We start from the raw sequence: 22024 nt of genomic DNA on the forward strand, positions 1-22024 counted from the left end.
TCGTGGTCAGCCGACCGCGGCGCGCAGCTCGTCGACCCGGTCCGTGCGCTCCCACGTGAAGTCCGGCAGCTCACGGCCGAAGTGCCCGTACGCCGCGGTCTGGCGGTAGATCGGCCGCTGCAGCCCGAGCGTGCGGATGATCGCGGCCGGGCGCAGGTCGAACACCTCGCGGATCGCGTCCGTCAGACGCGCGTCGTCGACCGCGCCGGTGCCGAACGTCTCGACGTAGAGACCGACGGGGTGCGCCTTGCCGATCGCGTACGCGACCTGCACCTCGCACCGGCGCGCGAGACCCGCCGCGACGACGTTCTTGGCGACCCAGCGCATGGCGTACGCCGCCGAGCGGTCGACCTTCGACGGGTCCTTGCCGGAGAACGCGCCACCGCCGTGCCGCGCGAAGCCGCCGTACGTGTCGACGATGATCTTGCGACCGGTCAGGCCGGCGTCGCCCTGCGGGCCGCCGACGACGAACTGGCCGGTCGGGTTCACGAACAGGTCGTACGAGGACGTGTCGAGGTCCACCTGCGCGAGCACGGGCTCGATCACGTGCTGCAGGATCGCGGGCCGCAGCTGCGTCTCGAGGTGCACGTCGGGCTCGTGCTGCGTCGAGAGGACGAGCGCGTCGAGCCGCGCGGGCCGGTCGCCGTCGTAGCCGATCGTGACCTGCGTCTTGCCGTCGGGGCGCAGGCCCGGGACGATCCCCTCCTTGCGCACGAGCGCGAGGCGCTCGGCGAGCCGGTGCGCGAGCCAGATCGGCAGCGGCATGAGGACCGGCGTCTCGTCGGACGCGTAGCCGAACATCAGGCCCTGGTCGCCCGCGCCCTGGCCGTCGAGCTCGTCGTGGTCCTGCGCGTCCTCGCGGAGCTCGAGCGACTTGTCGACGCCCATCGCGATGTCCGGGGACTGCTGCCCGATCGACACCGACACGCCGCACGACTCGCCGTCGAAGCCGATGTGCGACGACGTGTAGCCGATCTCCTGCACGACCTGGCGGATGATCTGCGGGATCTCGACGTACGCCTCCGTCGAGACCTCGCCCGCGACGTGCACGAGGCCCGTGGTCACCATGGTCTCGACCGCGACGCGCGCGTCCGGGTCCTGCTCGAGGATCGCGTCGAGGATCGAGTCGGAGATCTGGTCGCAGATCTTGTCCGGATGGCCCTCCGTCACCGACTCCGACGTGAACAGGCGCATCGCAGGATCAGTCATGGGGGCAAGCGTAGTCGCGCGCGGGTGCCGTCCCGTCCTCAGCCCAGCGAGCGGACCGCGTCCCAGACGGCGTGCGCGACCTCGTCCTTGGTCCCCCGGGCCGTCGCGACGGGCTCGCCGGACGCGTCGAGGATCGTCACGTCGTTCTCGGTGGTCCCGAACCCCAGACCGTCGCCCACGGCGTTCACGACGAGCAGGTCCGCGCCCTTGCGCAGCGCCTTCGTGCGCCCGTGCTCGAGCACCGTGCCCTGCGCGTCGCCGGTCTCGGCGGCGAAGCCGACCACCACCTGGCCCGGACGCAGGCGGTCCTGCGCGAGCTCGGCCAGGACGTCGACCGTCTCGACGAGCTCGATCGTGGGTGCCGAGCTCCCGGCGCGCTTCTTGATCTTGGCGTCGGCGGGGCTCACCGGCCGGAAGTCGGCGACGGCGGCGGCCATGACCACCGCGTCGGCGTCCTTGGCTGCCGCGCGCACCGCCTCGCGGAGCTCGGCCGCGGTCCCGACGGCGACCACGTCGACGCCCTGCGGCGCAGGGACGGCGAGGTTCGCGGCGACGAGCGTGACCTGCGCACCTCGTCGTGCGGCAGCCGCGGCGAGCGCCACGCCCTGCCGGCCCGACGAGCGGTTGCCCAGGAAGCGCACCGGGTCGATCGGCTCGCGCGTGCCACCCGCCGACACCACGACCCGCCATCCGGCGAGGTCGAGCGGGACGTCTGCGCCGCCCTCGGGGGCGGTCGTGGCGGCCCCGCGAGGGCCCGACGTGCCCGTGACGAGGGCGAGCGCGGCGGCGGCGATCTCCTCCGGCTCGGGCAGACGCCCGGGGCCGGTGTCGGCGCCCGTGAGGCGGCCGGATGCCGGGTCGAGCACGTGGATGCCGCGCGCGCGCAGCGTCGCGACGTTCGCGACGGTCGCCGGGTGCTCCCACATCTCGGTGTGCATCGCCGGCGCGAGAAGCACAGGGGCGCGCGTCACCAGCAGCGTCGCGGTGAGCAGGTCGTCGGCGCGGCCGGTCGCGGCGCGTGCGAGGAGGTCGGCCGTGGCCGGAGCGACGACCACCAGGTCGGCCCGCTGACCGATCGCGACGTGCGCGACCTGGTCGACGTCCTCGAACACGTCGGTCGTCACGCGCTGGCCCGACAGGGCCTCCCATGTGGGCCGGCCGACGAACTCGAGTGCGGCGCGCGTCGGCACGACACGCACCTCGTGCCCCGCCTCACGCAGGACACGCAGCAGCAGCACCGCCTTGTAGGCGGCGATGCCGCCCGCGACACCCAGCACGATGCGCATGCGCGTGCTCCTCTCGCGGGCGGCAGCGAGCTCAGGCCTCGGTGGCCTCGACGGTCAGCAGGCCACGGTCGATCTCGCGCATCGCGATGGACAGCGGCTTCTCCTGCGGACGCGTCTCGACCAGCGGGCCGACGTACTCGAGCAGGCCCTCGTTGAGCTGCGAGTAGTAGGCGTTGATCTGGCGCGCGCGCTTGGCCGAGTAGAGCACGAGGGCGTACTTCGAGTCGGCGCGCTCGAGGAGCTGGTCGATCGGCGGGTCGGTGATGCCCGTGGGGGCGGCGACGGTTCCGGACACGGAGGTCTCCCGAGACTTGGTGTGGGGTGACAGGACGTACTGGCCGACAGTCTACCCGCGCGTCAGGCGGGGACGACGCCCATGACCTGCACGAGCTCGTCCGTGGCGCGCGTCACGTCGTCGTTGACGATCACGTGGTCGAACTCGTCGGCCGCCGCGAGCTCGACGCGAGCGGTCTCCAGACGGCGCTCACGCTCCTCGGCCCCCTCGGTCCCGCGGCCGACCAGCCGGCGCACCAGCTCGTCGAACGACGGCGGGGCGAGGAAGACGAACCGTGCGTCCGGCATCGACTCGCGGACCTGCCGTGCGCCCTGCAGGTCGATCTCGAGCAGCGTCGGCACACCGGCGGCGAGGCGCTCCTCGACGGGACGCCGAGGCGTGCCGTAGCGGTTGCGGCCGTGCACGACGGCCCACTCGAGCAGCTCGCCCTCGCGTGCCATGCGGTCGAACTCGTCCGGCCCGACGAAGTGGTAGTGCACGCCGTCGACCTCGCCCGGCCGCGGGTCCCGCGTCGTCGCGGACACCGAGAGCCAGACCTCGGGGTACCGCGCACGGACGTCCGCGGACACGGTCCCCTTGCCCACCGCGGTCGGGCCGGCGAGCACGGTCAGCCGCGCAGGCGTCGTCGTCATGGCGGCCGAAAGCTCCTCGTTCGTCGGGTCGCACTGCGCCCCCTGGCACCGGCAGGTGCCGGGTCACCAGCGGCGGCGCAGCGCGACCCTACCTCAGCGCAGGCGCGTCAGCCGAAGCGCTTGACGAGCTCGTCGACCTGGTGCGGGCCGAGGCCACGGACGCGCCGCGTCTCGGAGATGCCGATGTCCGACATGATCGCCCGGGCCTTGACCTTGCCCACGCCCGGGAGCGACTCGAGCAGCGAGACGACCTTCAGCTTGCCGATCGTCTCGTCCTTCTGACCCTGGGCGATGACCTCCGAGAGGCTGCCCTGCGAGTACTTGAGGCGGTTCTTGACCTCGGCACGGGCCTGCCGAGCAGCGGCGGCCTTCTGCAGCGCTGCAGCGCGCTGTTCGGGAGTCAGCGGAGGGAGTGCCACGCGCGTCACCTTCTCATCAAGAGCTAGACCTGACCGTCACCCCGCAGACTTGCGGGCCGCATCTGTGAACCTAGCGACCACCCAGAAGTCCGGCAATGCGAACACGCCCGACCCGCGGACCCCCGACCTGCACAGACGACGAGATCCCCGGGCAACGAACGACCCGTAGACGCACCGGGAACCCCGGCGGCGCGCGCGCCTGGGCGCGCCGGAGCGGCCCACGCGCGCCCTGCGGCGCCGCGCGCGTGAGCCACCCTGCGAGCGGTCAGCGCAACGCGCTCGCGGCCTCCTGGGACGCCTCGAGCGCCGCCGCGCGCAGCGCCGCGACGTCCGGCCCGGCGCGCAGCACGCCGCGCGACGACGAGGCGAGCACCTGGGACCGCGCGCTGCCGAACACCGCGGTCAGCTCGGTCGCCCCGGCACCCTGCGCGCCCACGCCCGGCGCGAGCAGCGGGCCGTTGACCGCCGCCAGGTCGGTCCCCGTGCGCGCGGCCGCGTCGCCGACCGTCGCGCCCACGACGAGCCCGATCGAGCCCATGGGCGTGGCGTCGGCGTTGAGCGCCGCCGCGTGCGCGGCCATCACGGCCGCGACCGACGGTCCGCCGGCCGTGTCCTCGGCCGTCGCGGTGCGCGCGTGCTGCACCTCGTGGCCTTCGGGGTTGGACGTGAGGCACAGCACGAACAGGCCGCGCCCCGACGCGAGCGCCAGGTCGACCGCGGGTGTCAGCGAGCCGAACCCGAGGTACGGCGAGACGGTGAGCGCATCGCCCGCGAGAGGCGAGCCGTCGCGCAGGAACGCCTCGGCGTACGCGCCCATCGTCGAGCCGATGTCGCCGCGCTTGGCGTCGACGACGACGAGCGTGCCCGTCTCGCGTCCGGCCGCGACGACCTCCTCGAGCACGGCCAGCCCGCGCGAGCCGTGGCGCTCGAAGAACGCCGCCTGCGGCTTGACCGCGGCCACATGGCCCGTGACGGCCTCCATCACCGTGAGCGAGAACCGGCGCAGGCCCTCGGCGTCGTCGGGCAGGCCCCAGGCCTGCAGGAGGCTCGCGTGCGGGTCGATGCCCACGCACAGCGGCCCGTACGCGGACATCGCCGCGGCGAGCCGCGCGCCGAACGGTGCGGTGGTCATCGGGCCGCCGCCGCCTCGCGCCGGGACTCGGTCTGCGTCGCGTGCTCCTGCAGGCTCGTGACCGCGTACGGACCGGCCGTGGCGGCCTCGACGGCCTGCACGGCAGCACCGAGCTGCTGCACGGTCGTGACGAGCGCCTTGTCGGCGGCGACCGTGGCCGCGCGGATCTCGTAGCCGTCGGCGCGGGCGCCCTGGCCCGAGGGCGTGTTCACGACCATGTCGACCTCGCCCGCGACGATGAGGTCGACGATCGTCGGCTCCCCCGCCGGCCCGCGGCCCGCCGAGTGCTTGCGCACCACGGTCGACCGGATGCCGTTGCGGCGCAGGACCGTCGCCGTGCCCTCGGTTGCGAGGACCTCGAAGCCGAGTTCGGTCAGCCGCTTGACCGGGAACACGATCGAGCGCTTGTCACGGTCCGCGACCGAGATGAACGCCTTGCCGCCCGTCGGCAGACCGCCGAACGCCGCGTCCTGCGACTTGGCGAAGGCCGTCGGGAAGTCCGTGTCGAAGCCCATGACCTCGCCCGTGGAGCGCATCTCCGGACCCAGCACCGTGTCGACCACGTGGCCGTCGCCCGTCCGGAACCGCTTGAACGGCAGCACCGCCTCCTTGACGGCGATCGGCGCCTCGAGGTCGAGCACGGAGGCGTCCGCCGCCGGCAGCAGGCCCGCGGCCCGCAGCTGCGCGATCGTCTTGCCGGTCATGACGTGCGCCGCGGCCTTGGCCAGCGAGACGCCCGTCGCCTTGGACACGAACGGCACCGTGCGCGACGCGCGCGGGTTCGCCTCGAGCACGTAGAGCACGTCGCTGACCAGCGCGAACTGGATGTTCAGCAGGCCGCGCACGCCCACGCCGCGCGCGATCGCCTCGGTCGACAGGCGGATGCGCTCGAGCTCGGCGAGCGACAGCGTGACGGGCGGGAGCACGCAGGCCGAGTCGCCCGAGTGGATCCCGGCCTCCTCGATGTGCTCCATCACGCCGCCGAGGAACAGCTCCTCGCCGTCGAACAGCGCGTCGACGTCGATCTCGATCGCGTCGTCGAGGAAGCGGTCGATCAGCAGCGGCGACAGCGTGCCGGCGCGCCCCCCGTCCGCGGCGTTCTCGAGCGCGCGCTCGACGTACTCGGTGAGCTGGGGCTCGTCGTACACGATCTCCATGCCGCGGCCACCCAGGACGTACGACGGCCGCACGAGCACCGGGAACCCGATGCGCCGGGCCGTGTCCTTGGCGCCCTGGAGCGTCGTCGCCGTGCCGAAGGCGGGCGCGGGCAGACCCGCCGCCTCGAGCACCTTGCCGAACTCGCCGCGGTCCTCCGCGGCGTCGATCGCCGCGGGCGACGTGCCGAGGATGGGCAGACCCGCGTCCTGCAGGCGCTGCGCGAGCGAGAGCGGCGTCTGGCCGCCGAGCGTGACGATGAGGCCCGCGACGGGCCCCGCGGCCAGCTCGGCCGCGTAGACCTCGAGCACGTCCTCGAACGTCAGCGGCTCGAAGTACAGGCGGTCGGAGGTGTCGTAGTCGGTCGAGACCGTCTCGGGGTTGCAGTTGACCATGACGGTCTCGTACTCGCCCTTGAGGGTCAGTGCGGCGTGCACGCACGAGTAGTCGAACTCGATGCCCTGGCCGATGCGGTTCGGGCCCGAGCCCAGGATGAGGATCGCGGGCCGCTCGCGCGGGGTGACCTCGGTCTCCTCGTCGTACGACGAGTAGTGGTACGGCGTGCGGGCGGCGAACTCGGCGGCGCAGGTGTCGACCGTCTTGAACACCGGACGCAGGCCCACCGCATGGCGCGCGGAGCGCACCGCGTCCTCGGTCGTGCCGCGCAGCTGCGCGATCTGCGCGTCCGACAGGCCGTGCCGCTTGGCGCGCTCCAGGACGTCGCGCGTGAGCGCGTCGGCGGTGCGGGTCTCCTCGGCGACCTCGTTGACCAGCACGACCTGGTCGAGGAACCACGGGTCGATGCCGGTGCGCTCGTAGACCGTCTCGATGCTCACACCGGCGCGCAGCACCTGCTGCACGTCGATGAGCCTGCCCTCGGTGGGCCGCGCGATCGACTCGACCAGCGCGTCGAGCGCGTCACCGGTCGCGGGCTCGCCCGCCCAGTGGAACACCGATCCCTTCTTGTCGATCGAGCGCATGGCCTTGCCCAGCGCCTCGGTGAAGTTGCGCCCGAGCGCCATCGCCTCGCCGACCGACTTCATGGTCGTCGTGAGCGTGGGGTCGGCGGCGGGGAACTTCTCGAACGCGAAGCGCGGGACCTTCACGACGACGTAGTCGAGCGTCGGCTCGAAGCTCGCGGGCGTCGAGCCCGTGATGTCGTTCGGGATCTCGTCGAGCGTGTAGCCCACCGCGAGCTTCGCGGCGATCTTCGCGATCGGGAAGCCGGTGGCCTTGGACGCGAGCGCCGACGAGCGCGACACGCGCGGGTTCATCTCGATCACGACGACGCGGCCCGTGGTGGGCTCGACCGCGAACTGGATGTTGCAGCCGCCCGTGTCGACGCCGACCTCGCGGATGACCGCGATGCCGATGTCGCGCAGCTTCTGGTACTCGCGGTCGGTCAGCGTCAGGGCCGGCGCGACCGTGACCGAGTCACCCGTGTGCACGCCGACCGGGTCCACGTTCTCGATCGAGCAGACGACCACGACGTTGTCGTGCTTGTCGCGCATGAGCTCGAGCTCGTACTCCTTCCAGCCGAGGATCGACTCCTCGAGGAGCACCTCGGTGGTCGGCGAGTAGTGCAGGCCCTGCCCGACGATCCGGCGCAGGTCCTCCTCGTCGTACGCGATGCCCGAGCCGAGGCCGCCCATCGTGAACGACGGACGCACGACGACCGGGTAGCCGAGGTCCACGACCGCGGCGAGCGCGTCGTCCATCGAGTGCACGATCGCGGAGCGCGCGGACTCGCCGCCGCACACGTCGACGACCTGCTTGAACTGCTCGCGGTCCTCGCCCTTCTGGATCGCGGGGATGTTCGCGCCGATGAGCTCGACGTCGTACTTCTCGAGGACGCCGGCCTCGTCGAGCGCGATCGCCGCGTTGAGCGCGGTCTGGCCGCCCAGCGTCGGCAGGATCGCGTCGGGGCGCTCCTTGGCGATGATCGAGGTGAGGACCTCGGTGGTGATCGGCTCGACGTAGGTCGCGTCGGCGAACTCCGGGTCGGTCATGATCGTCGCCGGGTTGGAGTTCACGAGGATGACCCGCAGGCCCTCCTCCTTGAGCACGCGGCAGGCCTGCGTGCCGGAGTAGTCGAACTCGCACGCCTGGCCGATGACGATCGGGCCGGACCCGATGACCAGGACGCTGGAGATGTCGGTGCGGCGAGGCATCAGCGTGCGCCCTTCGTGTCGTTCATCAGGTCGAGGAAGCGGTCGAACAGGTAGGCCGCGTCGTGCGGACCCGCGGCGGCCTCGGGGTGGTACTGCACGCTGAACGCGGGCAGGTCGAGCGCCTCGAGGCCCTCGACGACGTCGTCGTTGAGGTCGACGTGCGACACCACGACGCGGCCGTAGCGACCGTCGTCGTGCGGCGCGACGGATTCACCCTCGAGCGGGGCGTCCACCGCGAACCCGTGGTTGTGCGCCGTGATCTCGACCTTGCCGGTACGCCGGTCGACGACCGGCTGGTTCACTCCGCGGTGGCCGTAGCCGAGCTTGTACGTGCCGAAGCCCAGCGCGCGGCCGAGCAGCTGGTTGCCGTAGCAGATGCCGAAGAACGGGATCTTGCGGTCCAGCACGTCGCGCAGCAGCTCGATCTCGTGCGTCGCGGCGCCCGGGTCGCCCGGACCGTTGGAGAAGAACACGCCGTCGGGGCTCGTCGCGAGCACGTCCTCGATCGTCGAGGTCGACGGGAGCACGTGCACCCGGATGCCCCGCTCGGCCATGCGCTGCGGCGTCATGGCCTTGATGCCGAGGTCGACCGCGGCGACGACCGCACGCGGCTCCGCGAGCGGCGAGCCGTCCTCGTCGAGCGCCTCGACCACGTAGGGCTCGCTCGTCGTGACCTCGCCCGCGAGGTCGGCACCGACCATCGCAGGCGCCTTCAGGACCTCCTCCAGGAGCTCCGAGTCGGTCTTGTCGCCCAGCGCGTCACCCGAGAAGACCCCGGCGCGCATGACGCCGCGCTCGCGCAGGTGCCGGGTCAGGGCACGGGTGTCGATGCCGGAGATCCCGACGATCCCCTGCGCCGCGAGCTCGTCGTCGAGCGACCGGCGCGAGCGCCAGTTCGACGGCAGGCGCGCGGGGTCGCGCACGACGTAGCCGGCGACCCAGATGCGGCCCGACTCGGGGTCCTCGTCGTTCACGCCCGTGTTGCCGATGTGCGGCGCCGTCATGACGACGATCTGCCGGTGGTAGCTCGGGTCGGTCAGCGTCTCCTGGTAGCCGGTCATGCCGGTGTTGAAGACGATCTCGCCCAGCGTCGTGCCGGTCGCGCCGTACGCGTGCCCGGCGAAGCTGCGCCCGTCCTCGAGGACGAGCCGCGCGGGGGCGGTGTGGTTCGTCATGGCTTCTCCTGTGTGCCGCGCTGCGCGGCGGGGGTGTCGGGGATCAGGGCGGCGACCGCGGCGACGAGCGCGTCACGGTCGGCCGCTCGGCGGGGGTGCAGGCCGGTGTCCAGGCCGCGCTCGTCGTCGCCGGGTGGCAGCCACGTGACCACGACGATGCCGTCGCGACCGACGACCTTCCCGGCGATGCCGGGTGCCGTGGTCGCGCCGCGCAACGACGCGGCCGGGACGAACAGGTCCCGCGGACCGGTGCGGCGCACGACGAGGCCGCTCGCGTGCACGCTCACCTCGGCAGGGCTGCGGACGCCCAGGTCGTGCGCGACGACGCGGTCGAGCCAGTCGCCCGCGCGGGTCGACGAGACGTAGACCGCCTCGAACGGGCCGCTGATGACCGGACCGGGGTCGTCGGGCACGGCGGGCAGGGCCGGCGCGGCGTCCTCGGTCCGTCGTCGTCGGTGCTCCCAGCCGACGCGCATCCCCCACCAGGACAGCAGCAGGAGCGCGAGCAGGACGAGCGTCGTGACGAGCTGGCGCGTGGTCACCGCTGGACCTCCTCGTCGACCGGGGCACCGTCCAGCACCGTCGCGCGCCCGCGCAGGAACGTCGCGACGACGCGCCCCGGAAGCTCACGCCCGCCGAACGGCGAGTTCTCGGACTTGGTCGCCTGCCCCTGCGGGCGCACCACCCGACGCGCGGCGGGGTCGACGAGCGTGAGGTTCGCGGGCTCCCCCACCGCGATCGGCCGTCCGTGCTGCCCGTCGACGCGGCCGATCCGCGCGGGCGCGCTCGACAGCACGCGCGCGACGTCCGCCCAGGTCATGCGGCCCGTCTCGACCATCGTCTCCTGGACCACCGAGAGCGCCGTCTCGAGGCCGGTCATGCCGAACGCTGCGGCGGCCCACTCGCAGTCCTTGTCCTCACGAGGATGCGGCGCGTGGTCGGTGGCCACGATGTCGATCGTGCCGTCCGCGAGACCCTCGCGCACCGCCTCGACGTCGCGCTGCGTCCGCAGCGGCGGGTTCACCTTGAACAGCGGGTCGTAGCCGCGCGCGAGCTCGTCGGTGAGGATCAGGTGGTGCGGCGTGACCTCCGCCGTCACGTCGATCCCGCGCGACTTGGCCCACCGCACGATCTCGACCGACCCGGCGGTCGACAGGTGGCACACGTGCAGGCGCGAGCCCACGTGCTCGGCGAGCAGCACGTCGCGCGCGACGATCGCCTCCTCGGCGACCGCGGGCCAGCCCGCGAGCCCGAGCTCGGCCGACACTACGCCCTCGTGCATCTGCGAGCCCTCGGTCAGGCGCGGCTCCTGGGCGTGCTGCGCGACCACGCCGTCGAACGCCTTGACGTACTCGAGCGCACGGCGCATGACGACCGGGTCGTGCACGCACTTGCCGTCGTCGGAGAACACCCGCACGCGGGCGGCTGACTCAGCCATCGCCCCGAGCTCGGCGAGACGCTCGCCCTCGAGCCCGACCGTGACCGCGCCGACGGGGAACACGTCGACCCAGCCGGCTCGGCGGCCCAGGTGCCAGACCTGCTCGACGACGCCCGCGGTGTCCTGCGTCGGCGTGGTGTTCGCCATCGCGTGCACCGCCGTGAAGCCCCCGAGCGCCGCGGCGCGCGTGCCGGTCGCGATCGTCTCGGCGTCCTCGCGGCCCGGCTCGCGCAGGTGCGTGTGCAGGTCGACGAGGCCCGGCAGCGCGACCAGGCCCGCACCGTCGATCTCGACGGCGTCGGCCGGCGCCTCGAGGCCGGTGCCGATCGCGGCGACCACCCCGTCCGCGAGCAGGAGGTCCGTGCGCGCCTCGCCCAGCGGGGAGACGTCGCGCAGCAGGTAGGTGGTCACTCGGCACTCCTGTTCGTGGTCGACTGCTCGCCCGCGAGCAGCAGGTACAGCACCGCCATGCGCACCGCGACGCCGTTGGCGACCTGCTCGACGATGACGGCCCGGTCACTGTCGGCGGCGTCGGCCGAGATCTCGAGCCCGCGGTTCATGGGTCCGGGGTGCAGGACGATCGCGTGCTCGGGCAGCGCCTCGAGACGGCGTGCGTCGAGGCCGTAGCCGCGCGAATACTCGAGGGGGCTGGGGAAGAACCCTCCGCCGGCGCTCGACATCCGCTCGCGCTGCACGCGCAGCATCATGATCGCGTCGGGCTTGCCGTCGACGATCACGTCGTCGAGCCGGTAGCTCACCTCGCAGGGCCACGCCTCGACGCCGACCGGGACGAGCGTGGGCGGGGCGACGAGCGTGACGCGCGCACCGAGCGTGTGCAGCAGCTGCACGTTGGACCGCGCGACGCGGCTGTGCAGCACGTCGCCGACGACCGCCACGTGCAGGCCGTGCAGGTCGCGGCCGCTCACGTCGGCGCGTCCGCGGTCGCCGACGAGGTGGCGACGCAGCGTGTACGCGTCGAGCAGCGCCTGCGTGGGGTGCTGGTGCGTGCCGTCGCCCGCGTTGACGACCGCCCCGTGCGTCCACCCGGACGACGCCAGCGTGTGCGGTGCGCCGCTCGCCTGGTGCCGGATCACGACCGCGTCCGCACCCATGGCCTGCAGCGTGAGCGCCGTGTCCTTGAGCGACTCGCCCTTGGAGACGCTCGAGCCCTTGGCCGAGAAGTTGATGACGTCCGCCGAGAGGCGCTTCGCGGCGGTCTCGAAGCTGATCCGCGTGCGCGTCGAGTCCTCGAAGAACAGGTTGACGACCGTGCGTCCGCGCAGCGTCGGGAGCTTCTTGATCTCCCGGGCCTGGGTCGCGGCCATCTGGCCCGCCGTGTCCAAGATGTGCACGGCCTCGTCGCGGGTGAGGTCCGACGCCGAGAGCAGGTGCTTCATGCGTGGGCTCCCTCGATGAGGACCGCGTCGCGGCCGTCGAGCTCGCTCACGAGCACGCGCACGCGCTCGTGCTGCGACGTGGGCAGGTTCTTGCCGACGAAGTCGGCGCGGATCGGCAGCTCGCGGTGGCCGCGGTCGACGAGCGCGGCGAGCTGGACCGCGCGCGGGCGGCCGAGGTCGGAGATCGCGTCGAGCGCCGCGCGGATCGTCCGGCCCGAGAACAGCACGTCGTCGACGAGGACGACGACCTTGCCGTCGACGTCGACGGGCAGCTGCGTCGTGCCGATCGTGCGCGTCGGGTGCTGGCGCAGGTCGTCGCGGTACATCGTGACGTCGAGGCTGCCGGCGAGCTGCGCGGCGTCCAGGCCGGGCTCGACCTCGGCGATGCGCGCGGCGAGGCGCGCGGCCAGCGGCACGCCGCGTGACGGGATGCCGAGGAGGACGAGGTCCTGCGCGCCCTTGTTGCGCTCGAGCACCTCGTGCGCGATGCGGGTCAGCGCCCGGGCGATCTCGGCCTCTCCGAGGACGACGGTGGCGTCGGGGCCGGGCGGGGACGCCTGCGCGTGGTCGGCGGCGTCGGAGGGCAGGGCAGTGCTCATGTGCGACTCCTTCCCCGCCTCACGGGACGGGAGTTAAAGGAAGGTCAGCGGTCCTGCTCACCCTACCCCGCGGCGTGCCGCACACCCCGCGGGCCGGGGTGCGACGTGGCTCACGCCGCACCGCGCGGGAGGCGTCCGACAACCGCGGTGCCGTCACGCGCGTCGTCGCGGTGCACCGTCGCGACGAAGCCGTGGGCCTCGAGCAGGCGCGCGGTCGTGGGCGCCTGCCGCAGCCCGGCCTCGATGACGACCGCTCCCCCGGCCGCGAGCCAGGGCCGCACGTGCGCCACGATCCGGCGGTGCACGGCCAGGCCGTCCGCACCGCCGTCCAGCGCGACGCGTGCCTCGTGCTCGCGCGCCTCGGGCGGCATGGTCGCGATCGCGTCGGTCGGGACGTACGGGGCGTTCGCGACGAGCACGTCCACGCGCCCCCGCAGCGCACCGGGCAGCGCCGCGAACAGGTCACCGGCGTGCACGCGGTCCGGCGGCAGGTTCCGGCGCGCGCACGCGACCGCGGCCGGGTCGACGTCCGTCGCGTGCACGACCGCCGACGGGTGGCGGGCCGCCACGGCCGCCCCCACGGCGCCCGTACCGCAGCACAGGTCGACGACGACCGGCCGCTGCGCGTCGTCGGCCACCGTGGCTCCGTCGGCCCCGGCGGACCCGCCGCCGCCGTCCAGGAGCGCGTCGACGAGGTCGACGAGCAGCTCGGTGCGGGTGCGCGGGACGAACACGCCGGGCGCGACGTGCACGCGGAGTCCGGCGAACTGCGCCCAGCCGAGCACGGTCTCGAGGGGCTCGCCGGCGCAGCGTCGCACGACCAGCGCCTCGAGCGCGTCGGCGTCGACGTCCTGCCCGAGCAGCAGCGCCGCCTCGTCCTCCGCGAACACGCAGCCCGCGGCGCGCAGCCGCGCGACCAGCCCCGCGTCCGGCGGGAGGCCCGTCACCGGGCGACCAGGACCCCGCCCGACGACGTCGAGCGGGCGTAGAACGACCCCGTGCTGCGCGGCGTCACCGTCGCCGTGAGGCGCGCGCCGCGGTCCGCGGCGACGACGCGGTACGTGCGACCCGTCGCGCCCGTGATCGCCGTGCCGTCGCGGAACCAGCGGTACCGGTGCCCGGTGACCTTGCCGGTGAAGCCCGCAGGCACCGACGCGGTCAGGGTCTGCCCGACGGCGCCCGTGCCGGCGATCTTCGCCGCGCCGAGCGGCACCAGGACCTTCCTGAGGTCGAGCACTCCCGCACCGCACATCCTGGTCGAGCACCGGCCCGAGGCGTACGCGGGGAACTGCGACACCGACGAGAGCAGCGCCTTCTCGAGAGCCTGGCCCTGCAGGCCCATCCCGGCGAGCAGCGCGGCGGCCCCGGCGACCGACGGCGCGGCCTGGCTCGTCCCGTACATGCCGACCCAGGTGGGCTCACCCGGCGACCGCGTGCCGGCGTTCCACGTCGACCACACGTAGCTCGAGACGGTCCCGTCGGCGCCCGAGCCACCGGGCGCCGCGATGTCGACCGCACGGCCGGTGTTCGTGTACGACGTGCGACGGCCGTCGCGGTCGACCGCGGCGACCGTGATGACGCCGTCGCAGTTGGCGGGCACGGACTTCAGCGCGCTCTTGGCCGCGTTGCCGGCGGCCGCGATCACCACCGCGCCGCGCCGGCGCGCACCGTCGACGGCCTGCTGGAGCACCTCGGGGCACGCGAGGTCGATCTCGGTCTGGATCGACAGGTTGAGCACACGCGCGGGCGTGCGGTTCCTCGTCGTCCCCGAGACCGTGCCTCCCGACGCCCACGTGACGCCCGCGGCGATGTCCGCGAACGTGCCTCCGCCCGAGCCCAGCACGCGGACCGGCTGGATGCGCGCGGTCGGGGCGACGCCCGTCATGCCGGTGCGGTCGGTCGCGGCGCCGATGATCCCGGCGACGTGCGTGCCGTGCCACGAGCTCGTCGTGCCGGAGCCCAGGTCACCCTCGTCCGTCGGGTCGCTGTCCCGGCCGTCGCCGTCGCGTGCCGCGGCCCGGCTGGAGATCATGTCGTACCCGGCGACCAGCCTGCCGTCGAGGTCGGGGTGCGGCGTGATGCCGGTGTCCAGCACCGCGACGACCGTGCCGTTGCCGCGCGTGCGAGGCCACAGCGACAGCGCCTTGGACGAGTACCCGCCCGCGGGGAGCGCCACGCCACGTACCGACCCTGTGCGGTAGTCCCAGAGGTGCCACTGGTACTCGCGGAAGTACTCGTCGCGCGGCGTGACGGGCGGCGCGGCCGCGCTCTCGGCGAGGTAGTTGGGCTCGGCCCACGCGACCGTGGGGACGGCCGCCAGCGCCTGCGCCGCGGCACGAGCGGTCGAGGCCGGGACCGGGGTGGTGAAGTCGACCGCAACCGTGCCGTCGCCCGCCGGGGCGGCGAGCGTGCCGATCGGCACGTCGGCGGCCTCGCTCACGACCGCTGCCGCCGTGCTCGGGGCCACGGCCTCTCCCTCGCGCACCTGGTAGACGACACCGGCCGCGAGCGGCTCGGCGCGGGTCTCGGGCGCGGTCGTCTCGGGCGGGTCGTAGACACCCAGGTCGCCCGCCAGCGCGGGGGTCGCGAGGGCCACCCCGCCGCCGAGGACCACGCCGGCCACCAGCGCCGCCCCGGAACCGAGTGCGACCGCTGCGCGCCAGGGGTGCGCCGCGGAGCGCGGTCGGGTGTCGGCGTTCGTCGTCATGCTCCAGGTCCCGTCGTCGGGGTCAGGGATCGTCTTCCCGCCCCGGGACCATAACCGACCGACACGGGTATGGCCGCCCCGGAGGACGGCCATACCCGTGTCAGCGCGCTGCGCGCTCCTGCGTCGTCCGGCTGGTCAGCCGACCTTGCTCGTCGACGCCGACGTGCTCGTGATGCCGAGGTACGAGCCGGAGCCCTTCGGCGTGACCTTGACCTTGATGGTCTTGCCCTTGTCCGCGGACTTGAGCCGGTAGGTCGAGCTCGTGGCGCCGCTGATGACGCTCCCGCTGCGGTACCACGTGTACGTGCGGCTGGTGATCTTGCCGGTGAACGACGACTTCGCCGTCAGCGTGCTGCCGACCTTGGCCGTGCCGGAGATCGTGACGCGGCTCTTCGGCGCGAGCACCTTCTGCAGGTCGAGGTAGCCCGAGCCGCACTTGCTGCGGCAGCTCCACGTCGGGGTCGACGGGTACTTCGGGAACGTCGAGACCGCCTTGACGATGCCCTTCTCGATCTGGCTGCGGCTCAGACCGAGCGATGCGAGCAGCCCGGCCGCGGCCGAGACCGCGGGCGCCGCCTGGCTCGTGCCCGCCATCGAGCCCCACGTCGCCGAGCCCGGGGTCGTCCGGCCCGAGTTCCACGTCGAGGCGACGTACCCGTTGGCGTCGCCACCGGGCGCGGCGAGCTCCACGGCCGAGCCGTAGTTCGAGTAGGACGCGCGCTCACCGAAGACGTCGGTGGCCGCCACCGTGATGACGTTGTTGCAGCTCGCGGGCGAGAAGTTCAGCGCGCTCTGGTTCGAGTTGCCCGCCGAGACGACGACCACGGCACCGCGCTTGCGCGCGTTGTCGATCGCGCTCTGCGTGAACGACTCGCACTTGTGCCGGCCGCCGAGCGAGAGATTGATGACCTTCGCGGGCGTCTTGTTCTTCGACGTGCCGCTCACGGTGCCGCCCGACGCCCACGTGATCGCCGCGGCGATGTCGGCCGAGGTGCCGCCGTCACGCCCGAGGACGCGGACGTGCTGGACGCGCACGCCCGGGGCGTTCCCGATGCCCTCCTTGCCGTCGTGCGCAGCCGCGATGATGCCGGCGACGTGCGTCCCGTGCCACGAGCTGTCGACACGCTCGCCGTACTCGTCGGTGTGCCAGTCGCCCTGGTCCTTCGGGTTCGAGTCGCGCCCGCTGCCGTCGCGTGCCGACGCCTTGCTCGAGATGAAGTCGTAACCCGCCACGGTCGCCTTCGTGAGCTGCGCGTGCGTCGTCTGGCCGGTGTCGAGCACCGCCACGACGACCGACGACTTGCCCTTCGTGGCGGGCCACAGCGACAGCGCGTGGCTCGAGAAGCCGCCCTTCGGGAACGTCAGGCCTTCCACGGTGCCGTCGCGGTAGTCCCAGATGTTCCACTGGTAGTTCTCCCGCAGGTACGGGTCGCTCGGGTTGACGGGCGCGTTCGCGTCCGCGGTCGCGATGTGGTTGGCCTCGACGTCGGTGACGCCCGGCAGCGCCTCCACGGCGGCGAGCTTCGAGGCCGCGGCCTTGGCCGAGATCGGCTCGGCGAAGTCCACGGACCAGCTCGCGCCACCGTCGACCGCGTGCGCACCCTCCGCGAGCTTGACGCCGGTCGCGGCGAGGGTCGCGCGCACCGAGCTCGCAGCCTGGCTCGCGGCCGTCCCGCTCGAGATCGAGGCGAGGCCCGACACCCGGTAGACGACGCCCGCGACGAGCGAGTCGCCCTTGGCCGCCGGTGCCGTGCGCGTGGTCGGCTTGGTGAGGCTCGCGGAGCTCTGCGGCTCTCCCAGCCCGGTGTCCGCAGCGCTCGCCGGCGTCACGGCGGCGACGGTGACCGTCGCGACCAGCCCCGTGCACGCCATGGCGGCGATCGCACGCCGTGTCATCGTCCAGCTCGGCATCTGTTCTCCCACGTCGTCGTCAGCCCCCGCTGTTCCGGGCGCCGTCCGGATGCTATTGCCCGAGGGGCAGATCGGACACCCTCCGCCAGCGGGCGAGACGGGTTTTTCGCCCACTCGTGCGCCCGATCACCCGAATGCCCGTTCAGGTCACGGGCCGGGTGCGCCGATGCAGCAAGGATGCTCGGCACGGTGCCTCTGTGGGTCTGCGTGATCCAGCTCGTCGCTGCAGGCCTCGTCGGTGGTCTGTGCGTGCTGCAGTGGCTCTGGTGGCGGACCGACCGTCGCCCCGTCGGTGCGGTGTGGGCGCTGGCATGGTCCGCGGACATCGGGATGATGCTCCTCGTGGGCGGCGTCGCCGGCGTCCTGGCGTCCGGCGCGGCCCCCGACGTGCTGGGCCTCGTGCACGCGCTGTTCGTCGCCGGCTTCCTGCTGCTCGCCCTGCCGACGACGCGCGCGTTCGCGCACGGACCCCGCGTGCGCTGGTGGGCCGTCGCGATGGCCCTGCCCCTCGTCGCGAACGTGCTCGCCTGGTTGCCTCCCGTCCTCGGACCCCACGAGGTGGAGGCGGACCTCGTCGGCGGAACGCTCGCGGCCGCGACGCTCGTCGCGCTCGCGTACGTCGTGGTGACGCTCGGTCGGCACTCCGTGACCGCGTGGGGCATGCTGCTCGTCGCCGCGGGCTTCGAGTCCGTGTGCATGCTCGTCGCGAGCGGCTTCATGCCCGACCGGGACATCAGCGCGCTGCTCGCGGCGCTGTGGTCGGTCCCGATCGCGTTCGGCCTCGCCGCCCTCGCGCTCGTGCGCGTGCGCCAGGCGCAGAACGCCGCGAGCCGCCAGCACCGCATGCGGGACGCGATCGCGCGCGTCTCCAACGCCGCCTGGTTCGTGCGCGACGCGGACGCCCTCCTGCTCCAGGCGCGCGACGAGGCGCGCGCGGTGCTTGCCGACCCCGCCATCGAGGGGACGCTGCGCCCGATCGCGCACGGCCGCTACGTGTGCGAGCTGTTCGGGTCCTCGCCGCACGACGCGCACGAACGCACGTTCCTCGTCGACCTCGCCCAGATCGTCTCGACCGCCGCCGAGCGCTACACCCTGACCCGCCAGCTCAACCGCACGGCCTACGCGGACGCTCTGACAGGCCTGCCGAACCGGCGCGCGGTGCAGCAGCACCTGCACGAGGTCCTCGAGCGCGCCAACGTCGAGCGCACGCGCGTCTCGCTCGTCTACTGCGACCTCGACGGGTTCAAGCGTTACAACGACGTGCACGGGCACGCGGGCGGCGACGACATGCTGTGCCGCGTCGCGCAGTACCTGCGCGGCGCGGTGGCCGACGAGGAGACGTTCGTCGGGCGGCTGGGTGGCGACGAGTTCGTGGTGGTGATCTCCCGCGCGCCGAACGACTCCGACCTCGTCTCGATCGCGCGCAGCCTGCGCGAGGGGTTCGTCGACCGCTCGTCGGGGAGCAAGCCGTCGCGTCTGTCCGTCGGCATCGCGACGTGGCAGCCCGGCGACGTCGTCGACGTCGAGGCACTCGTCCGCCACGCCGACACCGCGATGCTCGAGGCGAAGCGCTCACGCTCCGGCTTCCGCGTGTTCGACCGCGCCCTGCGCCGGGCCGTCGAGGCCGACCGCATGCAGCGGTCCGCGCTCGAGGCGGCGGTCGCCGACGGCCTGTTCACGGCGCACTTCCAGCCGATCGTCGACGCGCGCACGCTCGAGGTGCTGCAGGTCGAGGCGCTCGCGCGGTGGGATCACCACGGCCGTCTGCTGCTGCCCGCCGACTGGATCGACCTCGCCGAGGAGACCGGCCTGATCGTCCCGATCGGCCTGTCGATCCTGCAGCAGGCACGACGCGCGCTCGACCGGTTCCAGATGCCCGTCTCGGTGAACCTCGCCGCCCGGCACCTGTCCGAGCCGGACGCGCTCGAGCAGCTCGAGACCGCGTGGGGCGGCGCGTACTGGGAGCACCTGACGCTCGAGATCACCGAGAGCGCGCTGGTGCAGACGACCGCCGCGATCCCGGTGCTGTCCGAGCTGCGGGCCCGTGGCGCGCGCATCGCGGTGGACGACTTCGGGACCGGCTACTCCTCGCTCGCGCGGCTCGCGCGCCTGCCCGTGGACGTCCTCAAGATCGACCGGTCGTTCGTCCGCGAGGTCGGCACGGAGCGCGGGTCGTCGGTCGTGCGCGCGATCCTCGAGCTGGGCTACGCCCACGGGCTCGACGTCGTCGCCGAGGGCGTGGAGCGGGCCGCCGACCTCGACGCGCTCGTCGGGCTCGGCGTGCGCCGTGTGCAGGGCAACTTCCTGGGGCGGGCCGTGCCGACGGTGCCGGTCCGCGGGCCGCGGCCAGGGTCTGCCGGCTGGGAGGACACGCGCGCGCTGCGCGTCGTGCCCTCGCCGCGCATCGAGGACGACACGGACCGGCTCCCGCAGCACGCATGAGCCAGCGCGCGTGTCGTCGGACCGCGTGCCCCGACGCCGCGGGCCCGCACCGAGGATCTCGGCACGGGCCCGTCGCGTCGTCCGGCGCGGTGGCGCAGCGGCTCAGGCGAGCAGCATCGGCTTCAGCTCGACGACGCGGCCCAGCAGGCCGTTGACGAACGAGGGCGACTCGTCGGTCGACAGCGCCTTGACCAGGTCCACGGCCTCGTCGACCGCGACCGCGTCCGGCACGTCGTCGTTGAACAGGATCTCCCACGTCCCGACGCGCAGCACGGCGCGGTCGACCGCGGGCATGCGCTCGATCGTCCAGCCGTGCGAGTGGGACGCGAGCACCTCGTCGATCCGCGCCGACCTCGCCACGACACCCTCGACGATCTCGACCGCGTACTGCGGCAGCGCCGACTCCGTGCCGGGCTCGGCGATGCGCTGCGCGAGCAGCGTCACCGGCGCGATCCCGCGCTGGTCGGCCTCGAAGAGGACGTCGACTGCCCGCTTGCGGGCCTTGGACCGGGCTCCCACGTCAGTCGTTCACGCGACCCAGGTAGGAGCCGTCACGCGTGTCGACCTTGACCTTGGTGTTCGACTCGAGGAACAGCGGCACCTGGATCTCGTAGCCGGTCTCGAGCGTCGCCGGCTTGGTGCCGGCGCTGGAACGGTCCCCCTGCAGGCCCGGCTCGGTGTACGTGACCAGGAGCGTCACCGAGGGCGGGAGCTCGACGTACAGCGGCGCGCCCTCGTTCGTCGCGACGAGCGCGCTCTGGTTCTCGAGGAGGAAGTTGGCCGCGTCGCCCACGGTCGCCGCCGGCACGTGCAGCTGGTCGTACGTGTCCGTGTCCATGAACACGAAGTCGTCGCCGTCCTTGTACAGGTACTGCATCTCGCGCTTGTCGACGTTCGCCGTCTCGACCTTGATGCCGGCGTTGAAGGTCTTGTCGACGACCTTGCCGCTCAGCACGTTCTTCAGCTTGGTGCGCACGAACGCGCCGCCCTTGCCCGGCTTGACGTGCTGGAACTCGACGACGGTCCAGAGCTGGCCGTCGATGCGCAGCACGGTGCCGTTCTTGAGGTCGTTGGTGGTCGCCACGATTCGTCGCTTCCTGTCGAGGTGGATCGAGGCGGCCGGGACGCCTCGCCCTCACGCCGCAGCTCATGACGAGCCGCTGGGCGAGCGGTCAGCGGGCTGACCCGCACAGATCGCGTCCGGCCGCGGGCCGCCGACCATCGTACCGCCCCGCACCCTGCGCCACCGTCGCACGTGCCGGACCTGCGCCGTCGCGGGGCGTCGTGGACCGCGCCCGGCGTGCTCGCGACATGCGCGAACCGGCCGAACCGCCCACCGATGCGGGTGGCCTGTGGTGAGGTAGGCGCATGCTGCAGGTGCTCGCGGTGCTGGCCGCCCTCGTCGTGTCCGTCGTCGGCGGGTGGTGGGTCGTCTCGGCGGTCCTGCGCCTCGCGTCGCGGACCCCCTCGGGCGGCCCCACCGCGGCCCCCACCCCGGCCACGGGTCCCGCGGCCTCCCCCGCCCCGGCTGCTCCCGGCGCGGCCGACCCGGCTGGACCTGACGGTCCCGCCGCGAGGGCGGCGCTGCGCGGCGGGTCGTGGATCGGGTTCCTCGAGCGGCTCGCCGTCACGGCGTGCGTGCTGACCGGCCAGCCGGCGGGGGTCGCGATCGTCGTCGCGGTGAAAGGCCTCGGCCGCTACCCCGAGCTGAAGGAGAACCCCGGAGCCTCGGAGCGGTTCGTGATCGGCACGCTCGCGTCGCTGATCTGGGCCGCAGGGTGCGGTCTCGCGGCCCTGGCCGCGTTCTAGCTGTACTGGCCAAGACCGTTGTTGACGTAGCGAGAGACCTCCGGGTCGAGTTGGAGCTGTCTAGGAACCGACTCTGACCACGGAGGTCTCTCGTGTCTCACGCTAACGCCCGGCTGACCCCTGCCGGCAGGCTGGTCCTGGTCCGTCGCATCGCAGCCGGGCGCCCCGTCGCGCACGTCGCCGCCGAGATGGGCGTCTCGCGGACCACGGCGTGGCGCTGGTGGCGCCGCTTCACCCTCGAGGGCGC

The 22024-nt window shown here is 73.3% G+C and carries 19 protein-coding genes and 1 pseudogene; 3 read left to right on the plus strand and 17 right to left on the minus strand.

Going from position 1 to position 22024, the window contains the following annotated elements; translation table 11 throughout:
* Window positions 1-6 precede the first annotated feature (6 nt).
* From metK to CPE01_RS03480, 15 genes and pseudogenes are all read right to left on the minus strand, one after another.
* Complete coding sequence (metK, locus tag CPE01_RS03410; protein ID WP_146805223.1) at window positions 7-1209, minus strand: methionine adenosyltransferase; 1203 nt, start codon at window positions 1207-1209, stop codon at window positions 7-9.
* Window positions 1210-1247: 38 nt separating this feature from the next.
* Window positions 1248-2501 (minus strand): annotated as a pseudogene (coaBC, locus tag CPE01_RS03415) (bifunctional phosphopantothenoylcysteine decarboxylase/phosphopantothenate--cysteine ligase CoaBC); the annotation flags it as partial.
* Between the two features lie 25 nt (window positions 2502-2526).
* Window positions 2527-2790 (minus strand): DNA-directed RNA polymerase subunit omega, encoded by a 264-nt coding sequence (rpoZ, locus tag CPE01_RS03420; protein ID WP_048342194.1) that lies wholly within the window; start codon window positions 2788-2790, stop codon window positions 2527-2529.
* 62 nt (window positions 2791-2852) lie between these two features.
* Window positions 2853-3422 carry a guanylate kinase gene (gmk, locus tag CPE01_RS03425; RefSeq protein WP_146805225.1) on the minus strand — a complete coding sequence of 190 codons (570 nt, stop codon included), beginning with the start codon at window positions 3420-3422 and terminating at the stop codon, window positions 2853-2855.
* A 107-nt stretch (window positions 3423-3529) separates the two neighbouring features.
* On the minus strand, window positions 3530-3841 hold the full coding sequence (gene mihF / locus CPE01_RS03430) for an integration host factor, actinobacterial type (RefSeq protein ID WP_146805226.1): 312 nt from the start codon (window positions 3839-3841) through the stop codon (window positions 3530-3532).
* Between the two features lie 265 nt (window positions 3842-4106).
* Window positions 4107-4973 carry an orotidine-5'-phosphate decarboxylase gene (pyrF, locus tag CPE01_RS03435; protein WP_146805227.1) on the minus strand — a complete coding sequence of 289 codons (867 nt, stop codon included), beginning with the start codon at window positions 4971-4973 and terminating at the stop codon, window positions 4107-4109.
* Window positions 4970-8299: a carbamoyl-phosphate synthase large subunit gene (gene carB / locus CPE01_RS03440; protein ID WP_146805228.1), complete on the minus strand. Its 3330-nt coding sequence runs from the start codon at window positions 8297-8299 to the stop codon at window positions 4970-4972. The genes pyrF and carB overlap by 4 nt, the downstream gene beginning before the upstream one ends.
* Window positions 8299-9474: a glutamine-hydrolyzing carbamoyl-phosphate synthase small subunit gene (gene carA, locus CPE01_RS03445; protein WP_146805229.1), complete on the minus strand. Its 1176-nt coding sequence runs from the start codon at window positions 9472-9474 to the stop codon at window positions 8299-8301. The genes carB and carA overlap by 1 nt, the downstream gene beginning before the upstream one ends.
* Complete coding sequence (locus CPE01_RS03450) at window positions 9471-10016, minus strand: PH-like domain-containing protein (RefSeq protein WP_146805230.1); 546 nt, start codon at window positions 10014-10016, stop codon at window positions 9471-9473. Before CPE01_RS03450 ends, carA begins: the two co-directional genes overlap by 4 nt.
* Entirely contained in the window at window positions 10013-11323 is a 1311-nt protein-coding gene (locus CPE01_RS03455; RefSeq protein WP_146805231.1) for a dihydroorotase, read from the minus strand. Before CPE01_RS03455 ends, CPE01_RS03450 begins: the two co-directional genes overlap by 4 nt.
* Window positions 11320-12309: an aspartate carbamoyltransferase catalytic subunit gene (locus CPE01_RS03460; RefSeq protein WP_146805232.1), complete on the minus strand. Its 990-nt coding sequence runs from the start codon at window positions 12307-12309 to the stop codon at window positions 11320-11322. Before CPE01_RS03460 ends, CPE01_RS03455 begins: the two co-directional genes overlap by 4 nt.
* Window positions 12306-12908, minus strand: coding sequence for a bifunctional pyr operon transcriptional regulator/uracil phosphoribosyltransferase PyrR (gene pyrR / locus CPE01_RS03465; protein ID WP_146805233.1), 603 nt, complete (start codon window positions 12906-12908; stop codon window positions 12306-12308). The genes CPE01_RS03460 and pyrR overlap by 4 nt, the downstream gene beginning before the upstream one ends.
* Window positions 12909-13018: 110 nt before the next feature.
* A complete protein-coding gene (locus CPE01_RS03470) occupies window positions 13019-13855 on the minus strand; it encodes a putative protein N(5)-glutamine methyltransferase (RefSeq protein ID WP_146805234.1) in 837 nt (278 codons plus the stop codon).
* Window positions 13852-15615 (minus strand): S8 family serine peptidase, encoded by a 1764-nt coding sequence (locus tag CPE01_RS03475; protein ID WP_186811390.1) that lies wholly within the window; start codon window positions 15613-15615, stop codon window positions 13852-13854. The genes CPE01_RS03470 and CPE01_RS03475 overlap by 4 nt, the downstream gene beginning before the upstream one ends.
* Before the next feature lie 135 nt (window positions 15616-15750).
* Entirely contained in the window at window positions 15751-17526 is a 1776-nt protein-coding gene (locus tag CPE01_RS03480) for a S8 family serine peptidase (protein ID WP_146805236.1), read from the minus strand.
* Between the two features lie 189 nt (window positions 17527-17715).
* Between CPE01_RS03480 and CPE01_RS03485 the strand changes: the two genes are divergently transcribed.
* On the plus strand, window positions 17716-19968 hold the full coding sequence (locus tag CPE01_RS03485; RefSeq protein WP_246783700.1) for a putative bifunctional diguanylate cyclase/phosphodiesterase: 2253 nt from the start codon (window positions 17716-17718) through the stop codon (window positions 19966-19968).
* Between the two features lie 102 nt (window positions 19969-20070).
* Here the strand turns inward: CPE01_RS03485 and nusB are convergent, their stop codons facing one another.
* Both nusB and efp read right to left on the minus strand, forming a co-directional pair.
* Window positions 20071-20487, minus strand: a complete 417-nt coding sequence (nusB, locus tag CPE01_RS03490) for a transcription antitermination factor NusB (RefSeq protein WP_146805238.1) — start codon at window positions 20485-20487, stop codon at window positions 20071-20073.
* A gap of 1 nt (window position 20488) precedes the next feature.
* The gene (efp, locus tag CPE01_RS03495) at window positions 20489-21052 is read right to left on the minus strand and encodes an elongation factor P (RefSeq protein ID WP_146805239.1); all 564 of its coding nucleotides are present in this window, start codon (window positions 21050-21052) and stop codon (window positions 20489-20491) included.
* 284 nt (window positions 21053-21336) lie between these two features.
* Between efp and CPE01_RS03500 the strand changes: the two genes are divergently transcribed.
* Window positions 21337-21777 (plus strand): hypothetical protein, encoded by a 441-nt coding sequence (locus CPE01_RS03500; protein ID WP_146805240.1) that lies wholly within the window; start codon window positions 21337-21339, stop codon window positions 21775-21777.
* Between the two features lie 92 nt (window positions 21778-21869).
* Window positions 21870-22024, plus strand: a 155-nt coding sequence (locus CPE01_RS03505; RefSeq protein ID WP_146805241.1) for a helix-turn-helix domain-containing protein, incomplete at its 3' end; no start/stop codon positions are given.

The organism is Cellulomonas persica, assembly GCF_007989825.1.
Lineage (GTDB): Bacteria > Actinomycetota > Actinomycetes > Actinomycetales > Cellulomonadaceae > Cellulomonas > Cellulomonas persica.